The sequence below is a fragment of the Marinobacterium halophilum genome (assembly GCF_003014615.1).
GTDB classification, from domain to species: domain Bacteria; phylum Pseudomonadota; class Gammaproteobacteria; order Pseudomonadales; family Balneatricaceae; genus Marinobacterium; species Marinobacterium halophilum.
On sequence record NZ_PYGI01000003.1, the window covers coordinates 12,374 to 27,174 of the forward strand.

Annotated in this window: 15 protein-coding genes and 1 other RNA gene; 8 read left to right on the top strand and 8 right to left on the bottom strand. The window is 55.9% G+C overall.

Annotated elements, in window-relative coordinates:
• The first annotated feature begins 58 nt into the window (after window positions 1–58).
• Together CLV44_RS02640 and CLV44_RS02645 are read left to right on the top strand one after the other, a co-directional pair.
• Window positions 59–550: an Lrp/AsnC ligand binding domain-containing protein gene (locus tag CLV44_RS02640; protein ID WP_106590566.1), complete on the top strand. Its 492-nt coding sequence runs from the start codon at window positions 59–61 to the stop codon at window positions 548–550.
• A 472-nt stretch (window positions 551–1,022) separates the two neighbouring features.
• The gene (locus CLV44_RS02645; RefSeq protein ID WP_106590567.1) at window positions 1,023–2,372 is read left to right on the top strand and encodes an alanine/glycine:cation symporter family protein; all 1,350 of its coding nucleotides are present in this window, start codon (window positions 1,023–1,025) and stop codon (window positions 2,370–2,372) included.
• Between the two features lie 56 nt (window positions 2,373–2,428).
• On the opposite strand, the gene CLV44_RS02650 is transcribed toward CLV44_RS02645, so the two are convergent.
• Window positions 2,429–3,229, bottom strand: coding sequence for a M48 family metallopeptidase (locus tag CLV44_RS02650; protein WP_211298065.1), 801 nt, complete (start codon window positions 3,227–3,229; stop codon window positions 2,429–2,431).
• 246 nt (window positions 3,230–3,475) lie between these two features.
• On the opposite strand from CLV44_RS02650, the gene CLV44_RS02655 reads away from it, so the two are divergent.
• On the top strand, window positions 3,476–4,918 hold the full coding sequence (locus CLV44_RS02655; protein WP_106590568.1) for a YcjX family GTP-binding protein: 1,443 nt from the start codon (window positions 3,476–3,478) through the stop codon (window positions 4,916–4,918).
• Window positions 4,915–5,925, top strand: a complete 1,011-nt coding sequence (locus CLV44_RS02660) for a TIGR01620 family protein (protein WP_106590569.1) — start codon at window positions 4,915–4,917, stop codon at window positions 5,923–5,925. The genes CLV44_RS02655 and CLV44_RS02660 overlap by 4 nt, the downstream gene beginning before the upstream one ends.
• Window positions 5,926–5,981: 56 nt before the next feature.
• Here CLV44_RS02660 and CLV44_RS02665 read toward each other — a convergent pair whose 3' ends face one another.
• From CLV44_RS02665 to CLV44_RS02675, 3 genes are all read right to left on the bottom strand, one after another.
• Window positions 5,982–6,263: a hypothetical protein gene (locus tag CLV44_RS02665; protein ID WP_106590570.1), complete on the bottom strand. Its 282-nt coding sequence runs from the start codon at window positions 6,261–6,263 to the stop codon at window positions 5,982–5,984.
• A 305-nt stretch (window positions 6,264–6,568) separates the two neighbouring features.
• Window positions 6,569–6,665: signal recognition particle sRNA small type (ffs, locus tag CLV44_RS02670), an RNA gene on the bottom strand.
• 85 nt (window positions 6,666–6,750) lie between these two features.
• Window positions 6,751–7,362 carry a LysE family translocator gene (locus CLV44_RS02675; protein WP_106590571.1) on the bottom strand — a complete coding sequence of 204 codons (612 nt, stop codon included), beginning with the start codon at window positions 7,360–7,362 and terminating at the stop codon, window positions 6,751–6,753.
• A gap of 137 nt (window positions 7,363–7,499) precedes the next feature.
• Here CLV44_RS02675 and CLV44_RS02680 point away from each other — a divergent pair, with 137 nt between their 5' ends.
• The gene (locus tag CLV44_RS02680) at window positions 7,500–8,042 is read left to right on the top strand and encodes a DUF2058 domain-containing protein (protein ID WP_106590572.1); all 543 of its coding nucleotides are present in this window, start codon (window positions 7,500–7,502) and stop codon (window positions 8,040–8,042) included.
• 98 nt (window positions 8,043–8,140) lie between these two features.
• The gene (locus CLV44_RS02685; protein ID WP_106590573.1) at window positions 8,141–8,941 is read left to right on the top strand and encodes a response regulator; all 801 of its coding nucleotides are present in this window, start codon (window positions 8,141–8,143) and stop codon (window positions 8,939–8,941) included.
• Here CLV44_RS02685 and alr read toward each other — a convergent pair.
• The 4 genes from alr to CLV44_RS02705 form a co-directional block, all read right to left on the bottom strand.
• Window positions 8,932–10,008: an alanine racemase gene (gene alr, locus CLV44_RS02690; RefSeq protein ID WP_106590574.1), complete on the bottom strand. Its 1,077-nt coding sequence runs from the start codon at window positions 10,006–10,008 to the stop codon at window positions 8,932–8,934. The genes CLV44_RS02685 and alr overlap by 10 nt on opposite strands.
• Before the next feature lie 21 nt (window positions 10,009–10,029).
• On the bottom strand, window positions 10,030–10,419 hold the full coding sequence (locus CLV44_RS02695; RefSeq protein WP_106590575.1) for a RidA family protein: 390 nt from the start codon (window positions 10,417–10,419) through the stop codon (window positions 10,030–10,032).
• A gap of 84 nt (window positions 10,420–10,503) precedes the next feature.
• Window positions 10,504–11,760, bottom strand: a complete 1,257-nt coding sequence (locus CLV44_RS02700) for a D-amino acid dehydrogenase (RefSeq protein ID WP_106590576.1) — start codon at window positions 11,758–11,760, stop codon at window positions 10,504–10,506.
• 461 nt (window positions 11,761–12,221) lie between these two features.
• Entirely contained in the window at window positions 12,222–12,830 is a 609-nt protein-coding gene (locus CLV44_RS02705; protein WP_106590724.1) for a response regulator, read from the bottom strand.
• Window positions 12,831–12,995: 165 nt separating this feature from the next.
• Between CLV44_RS02705 and folE2 the strand changes: the two genes are divergently transcribed.
• Window positions 12,996–13,931, top strand: coding sequence for a GTP cyclohydrolase FolE2 (gene folE2 / locus CLV44_RS02710; RefSeq protein WP_106590577.1), 936 nt, complete (start codon window positions 12,996–12,998; stop codon window positions 13,929–13,931).
• A 55-nt stretch (window positions 13,932–13,986) separates the two neighbouring features.
• On the top strand, window positions 13,987–14,742 hold the full coding sequence (locus CLV44_RS02715; protein ID WP_106590578.1) for a TlyA family RNA methyltransferase: 756 nt from the start codon (window positions 13,987–13,989) through the stop codon (window positions 14,740–14,742).
• The last annotated feature ends 59 nt before the right edge of the window (window positions 14,743–14,801 follow it).

The window sequence follows — 14,801 nt, forward strand, 5'->3', positions numbered from 1 at the left end:
TTTATCCGCCAATTCGATCAAAACTGAATGCAAGGACTTACAGGCAAGGTGGTCAACCGTGGTAAAAGCAACCAAACCGAAAAAGATCGACCGTATCGACCGCAACATTCTGACGATCCTCCAGCAGGAAGGACGCATCTCCTACACCGAACTTGCTGAACGGGTGGGGCTGTCCACAACCCCCTGCATGGAGCGAGTCAAACGTCTGGAGCGTGACGGCATCATTACCGGCTACCGCGCGACCGTCGACCCCGAAATGCTCAATTACAACCTGCTCGTATTTGTCGAAATCGCCCTGTCCTACCAATCACCCGATGCTTTTGAGCGCTTTAGCCGTGCGGTCAGGACTCTGCCTTACATTCTGGAGTGCCATCTGGTATCCGGTGATGCCGACTATCTGCTCAAGGCGCGCCTGCATGACATGTCCCAGTATCGAGAACTGTTGGGTGACATGCTGCTCACCCTGCCCGGCGTCAAGAATTCAAAATCCTATATCGTCATGGAAGAGATAAAGGAACAAAGCGCCCTGCCTGTCGAAATCAGCAGCTGATTCTACCGCTCGACATCAATTTACCCATAAAAACAGCGTTGACGTTACAGCAAACGTGGCTACTATGGGGGTTTCAGCTCCTCTCAATAACAATAATTCAATGAGGCAGACCATGGCGCCCCCTGCACACACACCACACCGATTTTCGCCCACAACCGGTGCATGCCCTGCACATTGCCGACTCACCGAACCCATATTCCGTCCTGCAACTTGTTGACGTCCTGATCACCGCACAGAACGGGATCAGGATATTCACCCTCAGAAGTAAAAAAGCCAATTTTTTTTACTGATAAATTATTAAAAATCAGTAAAAAATAAGCAAAAGCAGACCATTGGCATGCTTTCTGCTGCATCCATCGTGATTACCTATCACGGGAGATTTTGCACATGGTCACAGATGAAACATATCGGTACTGGGCTGCACGCTCGCCCTTATACCCTCACACCGTATATATGACGGAGGTACACACTCATGGAAGCCATTGAGTCTGCAATATCAGCCATTAACAACATCGTTTGGGGTCCGATGATGTTGGTGTTAATTCTGGGCGTCGGGCTATTCCTGTCGATCGGCCTCAAACTGGTGCCCATTCTCAAACTGGGCACCGGTTTCAAGCTGTTATGGAGTGGACGCACAGCCGCCGAAGGCGATAAGGCGGAAGGTGAAATCCCCCCCTTTCAAGCCTTGATGACCGCAATGTCAGCCACTGTTGGTACCGGTAACATCGCTGGCGTTGCCACTGCGATTTTCCTCGGCGGCCCCGGCGCACTGTTCTGGATGTGGATCACCGCCCTGATCGGCATGGCTACCAAATATTCAGAAGCCGTATTGGCGGTGCGTTATCGCGAGACCGATGAGAAAGGCCAGCATGTTGGCGGGCCGATGTACTACATCAAGAACGGCCTTGGCAAAAAATGGGCATGGATGGGCGTCATGTTCGCCATTTTCGGTGCCTGTGCAGGCTTCGGCATCGGCAACACGGTTCAGTCGAATTCAGTTGCTGACGTGCTGCATGCCAATTTCAGCATCCCGACCTGGATCAGCGGCCTGGTCATGGCCGTACTGGTCGGCGCAGTACTGATTGGCGGTATTAAACGTATCGGCCATGTTGCTGGCGCACTGGTGCCCTTTATGGCGATATCGTATCTGGTCGCTGGCCTGGTGGTATTGAGCATCAACTCACACCTGTTGCCTCAGGCACTGGATCTGATCTTTACCCACGCCTTCTCCCCTATCGCGGCACAGGGTGGTTTTGCTGGCGCAGCCGTCTGGGCAGCACTGCGCTTTGGCGTGGCACGTGGCGTATTCTCCAATGAAGCAGGCCTGGGCTCGGCACCTATCGCACATGCTGCTGCACAAACCCATGACCCTGTACGCCAGGGCTTGATCGCCATGCTGGGTACATTTCTGGATACACTGGTCATCTGTACGATTACCGGCCTGGTTATTGTCAGCTCTGGCGCATGGACCGGCGGTGAATCCGGCGCAGCCTTGACCAGCCAGGCATTTGCAACCGCCCTGCCAGGTTTGGGCAACTATCTGGTTGCCATCGCGCTCGCAATCTTTGCCTTCACCACCATTATTGGCTGGTCCTTCTACGGCGAACGCTGCATCGAATTCCTGTTCGGCATCAAGGCAATCACGCCCTACCGTATCGCCTGGATTCTCGCGATCCCGCTGGGTGCAACCCTGAGCCTGGATTTCGTATGGCTGGTCGCCGATACATTGAATGCCATGATGGCCATTCCCAACTTGATCGCCTTGGCACTGCTAAGCCCAGTGGTGTTCAAGCTGACGCGGGAATATTTCAGCAAGCACTGATCGTGAGACACATCTAATCAATACCAAAACGGGAGCCAATAGGCTCCCGTTTTTTATCAGGCTGCCTGTGCAGCAACCGACTGAACAGGGCGCGCATCATAATACGCTTCAATCGCCAGAATGCGCTTGGTCATGCGCGGATGAGACGACAAGATCTCCTGCAGGAAGCCAAACACCTTGGGAATCTGCTGCTCCTGCCGCTTGAAAGCTTCAACACTGGTATGCGGGGTCAGCACTTGACTGCCCGACGCCAGCGTAATCATCGCGGTTACAGCCGCTTCACGGTTGGCCGGGATACTGGCGGCCGCAATACGATCGGCGGTCAATTCGCAGGAGCGGCTATAAGCTGCGCCCAGGAAGGGGACAAACATCGCCGGCTTCATCAGCAGGTTGATCCAGAAATTAACATGACCCGCAGCATGGTGCGCCAGCTCATGTGCCACAATCATGCGCACACGATCATTGTTTTTTTCATCCCAAAGCAGGTCGACCAGGCTGGAAAACATCAATACATACTGGGTCGACAGGAACTTCACAGCCAATGCGTTGGTCAGACCGCCAGCATTGACCACAAAAGTTTCCGGGATACGGCCCAGGCCAAGCTGACGACCTACATCTTGAACCATCGCATTGAGCTCAGCATACTGCTGCTGATTGACCTGAACACTGTTGCCGTAAAGTGTGGCGCGGAAAAAACGGCCCGCCACCCACAGCACCAGTGCCACCGGCAGCAACATGAGCAGAATGGAAAGCATGGTGCCTAATAACAAACCAGCCCAAATCAAGCCACCAATCACCATACACATTAAGCGGTACAGCTTCTCTTTCGGGTGGCGCAGTTCATTCACAGATATCATCATTATTCCTTTATCAAGATGGTAGTCAAAACAGGCACGAGAGAAGGACAGATGCAGGCCATACCGAAGAGCTACCTTCGACCGGGTCAATGCGGAAATCCTTTTCCGTAACTGGGCGCTGACTATAATCCGCTTTCATGACAAGTTGAATCCCAGATAGCCGCTTCACGGTACTGATAGACTGTTTTCTAAGCTTTATTTAAGCGACACCTGTCAAAATAAGGCAAATTCTGAACGGAGCACGGGATGAGCATATCCAAACGGCTACAGACACTGATGGAACGCAGCGGTATTCGCGAGCTGCCCGCCCACCTCAAGTCCGGCGTTGAGCGCGGGCTTGAACAGCGCATAAAGCTGGCGGTGACAGGCCTCAGTCGTAGTGGCAAAACAGTTTTCATCAGCGCTCTGGCCCGCCATCTGCTGCAAAGCGACCAAGATCGTTCGCTGCCGTTTTTCACCCCGGTCGCTGAAGGGCGCATTACGGCGACCCGCAACTTGAGCCACCAGGCACCGGCGCCCTTTCCGCTTACCGAGACATTAGCTGGCCTGCAAGCCTCGCCCCCACACTGGCCTGACTCGACCGATGCACTATCCGAAGTGCGCCTGGCCCTGCGCTACCGTCGCACCTCTGGCCTGACCCGCGTACTGGGAGAAGAATCCACCCTGTATCTGGACCTGATCGACTACCCTGGCGAGTGGCTGCTGGACCTGCCGATGCTGTCCATGAGCTTCAAGCAGTGGTGCCAACAGCAGCAACCGCTGTTTGAACAGGCACCGCGCGCCCAATTGGCCCGCGAATGGCGTGATCGACAGCAGCAGATCGACTGGCTTGTACCTGCTTCCGATACCGAGTTCTCGCATCTGTGTGCCGAATACCGCACCCTTCTGCAACAGCTGCGCAAACCGCCTTACAGCCTCAGCCTGCTGCAGCCGGGCCGATTGCTAATGCCGGGCGACCTGGCGAACAGCCCATTGCTCAACCTATGTCCTATCATCACGGCACTGCCACAGGCAACCGAAACCGCCGATCCAGATAGCCTGTACGCTCGCCTGGAGCGCGCTTATACCGCATATTGCGATCAGGTCATCCGGCCATTTTACCAAGATCACTTTCGCCACTTTGATCGCCAGATAGTGCTGGTCGACTGCCTGAAAACACTTAACCATGGCGAAGCCTGCTTCAATGACATGCAGCTGGCTTTGAACAGCCTGCTGCACAGCTTCGAATATGGCCGCAGCAGCCTGCTGAGGCGCCTGTTCAAACCGAAAATCGGCAAGGTATTGTTCGCAGCTACCAAAGCTGATCACGTGACCGCCAACCAGCACCACAACCTGGACTGCTTTCTGCAGCTGATGATCGACGATGCTCGACGCGAAATGCGCTTCGAACAGGTCGACACCCGTTGCCTGGCCCTGTCCTCTCTGCGCTCCACCACCGCCGCCGAGGCCAAGCTGGATGGCCAACACCTGTCCTGCCTGCGCGGCTTGCGCAAGGACAATGGCGAAGAGATCGCCCTGTTCCCTGGAGAAGTGCCGGTTGCACTGCCACGGCCTCAGGACTGGAACAGCGACCGCTTCCGCTTCGTCGACTTTGCCCCACGTCCGCTGCCTGCCGGCCCACTACACCCCGAACACCATATCCGCCTGGACCAGGCCGCCGAATACCTGCTGGGAGATCTTCTGCGATGACCGATACACACAAATGGCAACGCCCGGTCGAACTGTCGACCGATACGCTGGAGCCTGAAACTGAGGCATCACAACCCGCGTCCGCGCGGGACATCCCTTTGGAAAAAGCCCAAACGATACCCGATCAAGCCGAGCCGGACGAGGTCACCACGCCTTCACGCCAGCCGCGCAGCAAGCGACTCTGGTTCACACTGACAGGACTGGTTGCGCTGGCAGCCGGTGCAGAGCTTGTCCGCCTGTTGGCATGGGGCTTTGACCTACACCCGCTGGTAGGCAGTGCTCTAGGAGTCGTAGTATTGGGGCTGATCAGTTTACTGGGGCTGGAGATCCGGCGCGGCTTGAAGGGCAGCCGCCAGCTGGCAAACGTGCGCCAGCTGCAGGCAGAAGGCGCTGCATTGATGGATGCACCAACACACGGCCACAGCCGCCGCTGGGTAAAACAGCTGGAAGCGCAGTATCAACACACACCACTGGCCAATAGCCTGCAAACGGCGATCAGCCAGCTGGACAGCAGCTACAACGACCGTGAAATCCTGCACTACCTGAACCGTCACGCACTTGACGCTACCGATCGCAAAGCGCAGCAATGCGTTCAGCGTTACAGCATTGAGTCCGGCGTACTGGTCGCGTTCAGTCCCTGGGCCAGTTTCGACATGCTGCTGGTGGCATGGCGCAACCTGCGTATGCTCCGCGAGGTTGCCACGATTTACGGACTGGCACCCGGGCTGCTGACCCAATGGCGGTTACTGAAACAGGTACTGCAAAATCTGGCCTTTGCCGGTGCCAGCGAAATGGCCATGGATGCCGGTTCCGCACTGCTCGGCAGCTCATTGACCGCCGGACTCTCCGCCCGCGCTGGACAAGGGCTTGGAGCAGGCCTGTTCACGGCCCGCACCGGCCTGACCGCTATTAAAATGTGCCGCCCACTGCCCGACAATCGGCAACCGAGCAGTCAGCTGAGTAAAATTGCCAAGGGAATTGTGCAGCGCTTGACTATCAAACAGTAGCTTTACCTACAAGACAGACACCCGGAAAACACTTGCTCCGCCAGTGTCGCCCGGTATCAGATACTGGCCTTTTTGGTCGCCTTGGACTGACGCTTGGCCAGCTCAGCCTGTAACAGAGCGACTTCTTCGGCGCCCAGCCACTCCTCAATCCAGCTGATCATATAGCGGCGCTTACGCGGGGTGCTTGACCAGGTCTTGTAAGCTCTGAGGTGTAACAAACAGATACAGGGGTCGCCTTGTGCAGGTGCCGAACACTCACAGGGAAACAAGCGGTTGCGGTCAAATTGACGATCGATCCACTCGGCTACCCAGGCTTTCTGATCTTTGCTGAATTCCATAGCGCTTCACCGGATTAAACAGTTGTTACCCAACCCTAGCAGCACACGAAAGCATTAATATTACAGCCGCCCAAAAACGATTCATTGCAACACGGCCTCACCGCCGGCATTTAGTCTGTAAGGAACGACGAATGTCAGGCCACAGGAAAGACGAATGTAGAGCCCTGGGAAGGCGAATACGGAAGTAGAATACTGGGAGGTCTGGAGATAAGTTGATGGTCATGCCATGTGTTCCACTTGGGAAAACAGCAGGTCGAACGGAGGAAAAGCCTTCAGAATCATGCATATAGCAGAAATGGAGGCGGCCCCGCCAGCCACATCCCGGCACACGAATCCACCGCTGTGGCTGCTCCCTTCCAGGCCTGACCAGGTTCACGGTTTATCGTTGCGAGAGGACCAACAGAGCCACCATAGTGTGGGCGTTGCGCCCTGTCTCATCAAGACAGGCGCGCAGTATAAGCATAGCCTCAGCAGAATGCAAACCGGATCAAGGGATTGCGACCCGAATCGCCAATCCGATCAACACGATACCGGTCAACTGCTCGACCCGCTTAAGATGAAGACGCAACCAGGCCAGTAGTGCCGGCCGGGAAAACAGCAGCGCCACCAGCGTGTACCAAACACCATCGACCAACGCGGCCGTCAGCACCAGAATCAGCTGGTCGGTCATCGATTGCTCAGGGCTGACAAACTGCGAGAACAACGCCGTGAAAAACACCGCAAGCTTGGGGTTCAGCAGCGAGATCAGCGCCCCCGAACAGGCCGCCTGCCAGTGGCTCTCCCTCTGGCCCTGCTCTGCCGCCAATGCCGGCGTTGCCGCCATACACAATGCCGTGATACCGAGCCATACCAAATACGCCGCGCCTGCCCAAGTGATCAGCTGATACAGCAGGGGGTATTCATTAACCAGAACACCCAGGCCCCACACCGTCATCGCGGCCCACAGCCCCACCCCTACCGCATGCGCACACCCGGCCAAAATCCCATGCCCACGCCCATTACTGACCGTCTGCCGCAAGACGACTGCCAAACTTGGCCCCGGCGACATCGCACCCAACACACATATCACCAGTAACGACAGCCATAACGTCAACGACATGAAACCTCCTTATTAGACCATTCAACCACTGGCGGGTATCGGCCAGTCCCTGCGCATTATGCTATAGTCCGGCCCCGAAAACCCGTCGCGAACACCCGGCGGCAACCGCACCGCAGATCAGTATTCGAGGAATCACGATGGCAGGCTCTCTGCAAGACCAGTTGCTCAAGTCAGGTCTGGCCAACAAGAAACAGGCCAAACAAGCCAACGAGCATAAACGCAAAAAAGCCAAACAGAAAAAGGCCGGTACGGCCGTGGATGATAAACAGGCTCAGCAGGCCGCCCTTGAAGCTGCGCGCCAGGAAAAAGCTGCACACGATCGCGAGCTTAACCTGCAGCGCCAGCAGGAACAGGCTCAAAAGGCAGCCCTGGCTGAAGCACGCCAGCTGATTGAAGCCCACCGTCTTCGATTACCGCAAAAGGCAGAAACACGCTACAACTTCGCTCATGGCAGCACGATCCATCACCTGTACCTCGATCAAAAGTTGATCGATCAGCTGGCACGTGGACAACTGCGTATTGCATTCATGGATGCCAGCTATCATCTGGTACCGGCGGAGATTGTCGACAGGGTCGAAAAACGCCAACCCGATATGATTCTGCCCCGCCCGGTTGACGACACGCCGGATGCAGATGATCCCTATGCCGATTTCGCCATACCGGACGATCTAATGTGGTAATGCTCTCAAGCCTGATCTCGGTCAGGCTTGAGACTGTCCTCATTCCGCTACGACTGTTAGGCTCTGCTGTAATAGCCTCTATTGTCAGGACAGGCAGAATGAGCACCCTCTGCGTTAGCGAACTCAATATTCTTCTGGTCGAACCTTCAGCCCTGCAGCGCAAGATCATGATTCAACAGCTGCAGGATGAGCAGGTTACAGCTATCGATACTGCATCCTCTCTGCATGATGCACTGGAGAAAATGCTGCGGGTGCCTCCCGATCTGGTCATCAGCACACTGCACTTTGATGACGGCAGTGCCGTGGAATTGCTCGGCGCCATGCGTCGCATGCCTCAGCTGGCCGAAATCCCCTTCATGCTGGTTTCCAGTGAAACCCGTAAAAGCCATCTCGAAGTGTTCAAGCAGTCCGGTGTCGTCGCGATTTTGCCTAAACCCTTTACCCGTCATCACTTGGGCTCCGCGCTAAATGCAACGCTCGATGTTCTGGATTCCGAGCACATCGAGCTGGCGTACTACGATATCGAAAGTCTGCGGGTACTGATCGTCGATGATAGCCGCATGGCGCGCAACCTGATTCGACGGGTGTTGAGCAACCTGGGCATTGTGCATCTGATCGAAGCGGAAGACGGCCGGGAAGCGATTAACCGGCTGGGTAGTGAAACCGTGGACCTGGTGGTAACCGATTACAATATGCCTGAAGTCAACGGGCTGGAATTGACCGAGTTCATTCGCCACTCCGAGCTACACGCCCACCTGCCAGTATTGATGGTCACCTCGGAAGCCAATGAAGCACACCTGAGCCAAGTGGCTCAGTCCGGCGTCAACGCCCTGACTGACAAGCCGTTCGAACCCGAGACGGTCAAACGGCTATTGATCCAGATGCTCAATCAGTCATAACAGCGCGGGACGCGAGACGTCAAACCGGTCAACAGGGTGTAGGCGATGGTATCACTCCAGCGCGCAACCTCAGCGACCGGCAGCTGCCGCCCCCACAGCTCAACGCGACTGCCCACATCAGCGTGCGGCAGATCCGTCAAGTCGACCGTCAGCATATCCATTGAAACCCGCCCGGCAAGACTCGTACGCTGCCCCGCTACAATCACCGGAGTCCCCACACGCGCATGACGCGGGTAGCCGTCACCATAGCCCATCGCCACGGTACCAATCCGGCGTGGTTGATCACAGACGAACGCAGCACCATACCCCACCGCTTCACCAGCCGGTACATCACGCACAGCAATGATCTCGGAGCTGAGCGTCATTCCTGCTTGCAGCTGATCAGCGACCGGTTGCGCCCGCTCAAACGGTGTTGCTCCATACAGCATGATCCCTGGACGCAGCCACTGCCGGTGCGCTTCCGGCCAGGCCATTACCGCCGCGGAATTGGACAGGCTCGCTGCCAACCCCAATCCCTCGGCCACCTGGTTAAAACGGGCCAGCTGCATTTCGGTCATCGCCTGCTCCGGCTCATCGGCACGGGCAAAATGAGTCATCAGCAGAATATCTGACACCGCCGCACATGCACGCAACCGCGCTACAGCCGCAGCAACTGCGTCAGGTGCAAAGCCCAGACGGTGCATACCGGTATCCACCTTTAACCAGACCGGCACCGGCACCGGCAGCACCGCACGCTCCAGTGCCGCGAGCTGATGTTCAGAATGAACCGCTGGCCAGAACCCCTCACGGGATACCACCGGCAACTCTTCCGCATCGAAACAGCCCTCCAGCAACACGATGGGCTGGGTCAGGCCTGCCGACCGCAGTACCAATGCTTCTTCAATACAGGCGACACCGAAAGCTGGAGCCTCTGCCGCAAGTGACTGCGCGACGCGCACGGCACCATGTCCATAGGCGTCAGCTTTGACAATGGCAACGGCTTTGGCCTCGGGGGCCTGGGCACACGCCAGACGGTAATTATGAACAATGGCATCCAGATGGATGTCCGCGCGGACCTTGCGACTCATGTGGGCTCTATGACCTCGTTATCAGCTTTTGAGTACCATGACAGCATCGACCTCGATGTCTGCAGCTTTCGGCAGTGCCTTGACTGCAAACGCTGCACGCGCCGGATAGGGCTCGCTGAAATAGCGCGACATCACTTCATTGACCTGCGCGAAGTAATCCATATCGGACAACAAAATCGTCAATTTGACGCACTCGCCAAGTGATCCACCCGCTTCCTCGGCAATTGCTTTCAGGTTTTCGAACACGCGCACGGCTTGTGCCTCGAAAGATTCGGTTACCATTTCCATGGTTTCCGGGTTCAACGGAATCTGGCCAGAGATATATACGGTATTGCCGGCCTTCACCGCCTGCGAGTAGGTGCCGATAGCTGCCGGTGCCTGGTCGGTATTGATGATGCTTCGATTGGACATGTCATGTATTCCTGATCAGTAGTGTCTTATTGGAGGCCAACTATGGCGCAGGGCCAATCGCTTGCCAAGAAAACGCTGTGTTGCTCAACGATTATAACGGCTTATCGACAAACCTTCGGTATCGATCATCGGTGTTGTACCGCTGATGATCGCACTGACATAACGTGCGGACCCCAATGACATGGTCCAGCCCAGGGTGCCATGGCCGGTATTGAGGTAAAGCCCGTCATAGCGGGTACGCCCCAGGATTGGCGTACCATCCGGCGTCATCGGCCGCAGCCCGGTCCACAGCTCGGCGGCCGAGGCGTCGCCACTGCCCGCGAACAGATCGTTCACCACAAACTCGACATTGGCACGGCGGCTCTCGGGAGTGGACAGATCAAAACCGGTCAACTCTGCCGTGCCGCCCACACGAATGCGGTCCCCCAGACGACTGACCGCAACCTTGTAGGTCTCATCCATTACGGTCGACTCAGGCGCACGTGTCGCGTCGGTAATCGGAATGGTGAGCGAAAAGCCTTTCACCGGATAGATCGGCAGCTTGATTCCCAGCGGCGCCAGCAGGGCCGGACTGTAGCTGCCCAACGCCACAAGATAGGCATCACCCTGCACATGCCCGGCATCGGTTTCCACGGCCGTGATTTTGCCCTGTTCGGCTTGCAGCCGTTTGATCTCGGTGCTGAAACGGAACTCCACGCCCAGCGCGCGGCAACGTTCTGCCAATGCCTGGGTAAACTGGAAGCAATCGCCGGTTTCATCACCCGGAAGACGCAGCCCACCCACCAGCTTGTCGCGCACATGTTTCAGCGCCGGCTCATGACCAAGGATGCCATCCACATCAAGTGACTCGTAGCTCACGCCGCAGGATTCGAGAATACGGATATCATTTGCCGCTGACTCCAGCTGCTGCTCAGAACGGAACAGCTGGATCAACCCTTGTGCACGGTTGTCGTATTCAATACCGGTCTCACGGCGCAACTCGATAAGGCAGTCACGACTGTATTCGGCAACCCGCAGCATGCGCGCCTTGTTTCGCGCATATGCCTGATGATTGCAGTTGGCCAGCATTCTCACCAGCCAGCTCAACATGGCAGGATCGCGCATCGGTGCGACCCGCAATGGAGCCAGATCCTGCATCAACCATTTGATCGCTTTCAGTGGCACACCCGGCGCTGCCCATGGGGCGGAGTACCCCGGAGAGATCTGACCGGCATTGGCAAAGCTGGTTTCCATTGCCGGCTCCGGTTGACGATCAATCACGACCACCTCATGTCCAGCTTGCGCAAGATACCAGGCCGACGTGACACCAATGACACCACTTCCAAGAATTACGACACGCATATGAGCACCTTAATATTTCACCTAAACAACAGATGCCACTATTTTGGTACAAATAAGACAGTTTTTTTCGCTATAGTTTTATATATTTTTAGAATTATTTAACGAAAAACTTATTAAAACAGAAGACCTCTCCATACAATCAGAAACAATATGTACGAGTGGTAAATGCGCTGTAGAAATAGAAAATGCGAGATAGCCGATAGCCGATAGCCGATAGCCGATAGCCGATAGCCGATAGCCGATAGCCGATAGCCGATAGCCGATAGCCGATAGCCGATAGCCGATAGCCGAGGATATAGTAAGCGGATAATGCTGGGTGTATAGCGGGAAATCAGGAAAGGGAGTGGCCCTATTAAGCTATATCAGATGGCCCCCACCTTACTGACACAGCCGTTCAGGCCATAATAGCGGAACGTCATCAGTTCCGTCTTTTCCGAATATAGGGTGTCAAAAAGCGAAAATCAAGAAAAAACTGTTTCTTCAAGCAGAATTTTTTCAATACTTTCACGGATACGTAAAAAGGGTATCGGCTTGGACAGCACCTCGATCCCTGAAGATACTCGCTCAATGCGCGGCTGAACCTGCTCAAACGGCAACGCCGTTACTACCATCAGCTGCATCTGTGTCAAAGCACCCTGCCGCACCAACGCTTCGATAACACTGAAGCCATCGATATTGGGGAGGTTGAGATCCAGCACCAGCAGGTCCGGCTCAAACTGCCCCAGTTCAAGTAATCCCTGATAGCCGTCTGTCGACTGTTTCAGCTCAATCGGCAAACCCCAGTTACGCACCGTCATCGCGTACAACCGCTGCAGACTGACATCATCCTCAATCACCAGCATACGTGCCGGGCCCGCTTTACGAGCCCCCGCCTGAGACACAGGCTGAGCGTCGCCATTGCGGATCTCGTTCGCCAGCCGCTCAATAGCACTCAGGCTGAAACGACGATGCCCTCCGGGCGTTTTCCAACTCTGCAGAATTCCGGAATCGGCCCACAGCTGTACTGTCCTGGGTGTCACGCCCAGCAACTCTGCCGCCTTCCGACTGGTACACACATCTTGATTCGACACCTGAGACACTCTCTATCCATAGCGCTTACTCATGTTAATCCTTTACCTCGCATTTGCAAAAGTTAAATCCACTACCTTCCTATGAAAAGGTAGAGGATAAAGCCGGACTACGACATGAAAGATATGTTATAAAGTAACATAAACCAATCTACAGATACGCACCTCATGACAATTACCCTACTCCCCGATGTTGCCCACCACACCGAAGCAGACCAGCACTGCACGCTCGACTGGGTCGGCATGAGCGGCATCGACTTACCGCTCATGCTTGCCGGACAGCCAGACACCACACTACCTGCCAAGGTAGATATGCATGTTGATATCGCCACACCACGACACCGCGGCATACACATGTCCCGCCTTTATCTGGCACTACAGGATACCCTGGCTCACGCTCCGCTAGACCGGAACCGGCTCGAACAGCTACTGCAGTCATCGCTCGACAGCCATGCCGGCATCAGCCAGCACGCCTGTATCAAGCTCCAGTTCCAGCTTCCCCTCTTGCGCCCGGCGCTCAAGAGTCAATTCAGCGGCTGGAAAACCTACCCTGTTACCCTTGAGGCACAGCTGGGACGCCAAGGACTGCAAACAGAACTCACGGTCGAGATTCCCTACTCATCAACTTGTCCTTGCTCGGCTGCGCTGTCGCGACAACTGTTGCAACAGGCTTTTATCGATACATTTTCCATGGACGCCACCCTGTCGACCAAACAGGTCAGCCAATGGCTGTATGAGCATGGCAGCCTAGCGACCCCACACAGCCAGCGCAGCACTGCGAAACTACATGTCCGACTGGAGCCAAAAGGCTGGATCAATCCGCCCATACACTCACTGATTGATACCGCTGAAGCAGCACTCCAGACGGCCGTACAAACAGCCGTCAAGCGTGAAGACGAGCAGGCGTTTGCCGCCCTCAATGGACGCAACCAGATGTTTTGTGAAGACGCGGCTCGCCGCCTCAAACACGCCCTGCTCGGTGATGCCGCCTGGGCCGATTTCTGGATCCGCGTTGAACACCATGAAAGCCTGCACGCACATGACGCGACCGCCGTCTGCATCAAAGGCGTTCCCGGCGGCTATACGCCCCTGCTGTCACGCTGATATCCGCAACGATCCAGTACTGTATAATGACGCTGTTTCTATGAGGAAAAAGCAGATGCAGCGTTTGGATATTCTTTTGGTCGAACAGGGGCTGGCCGACACTCGTACCCGTGCCCAGCGCCTGATCAAACAAGGCCGTGTGCAGGCCGAAATGGGACACTGGCAAATACTGACCAAACCGGGCATCAAGCTGCCTGCTGACACCCCACTGCAGCTGGAAGCTCATGATGAAGATCGCTTTGTCTCACGCGGGGCACTCAAGCTGCAGCACATCCTCAATGCATTGACACTGGATCCGACCGGTCTGACGGCCATCGACGTTGGCCAGTCCACCGGCGGTTTCAGTGACTGCCTGCTCCAGGCAGGCGTTGAGCGCGTCGTCGGCATTGAAGTGGGCCACGACCAACTACATCCTCAGTTGCGCGCCGATACCCGCGTGATCTGCCTCGAAGGCTACAATGCCCGCACACTGAGCCCTGAGCTGCGCCAATACACACCCGATGCCCAAGGGTTCGATCTGGCCGTGATGGATGTTTCGTTCATTTCTCAGCGCCTGATTCTGCCATCGCTGGCACCGCTTATACGCCCGGGCGGATGGCTGCTGACGTTGGTCAAACCACAGTTCGAAGTTGGCCCCGACCACATAGGCAAGGGCGGCATCGTCCGTGACCCCGCCTTGTACCCATCGGTACGCGATGCCATTGAGGCCTGCTGTATCGAACAGGGTTTGCAGCCACTGTACTGGGATGAAAGTCCGATCAAGGGTGGAGACGGCAACCGCGAATTCCTGCTCGGAGCACGCCAGCCTTAAGCAAGCGTAAGTGCAGGCAATATTCTTGCGCTCATCGGGCAGGTACCGCACACTGGCGG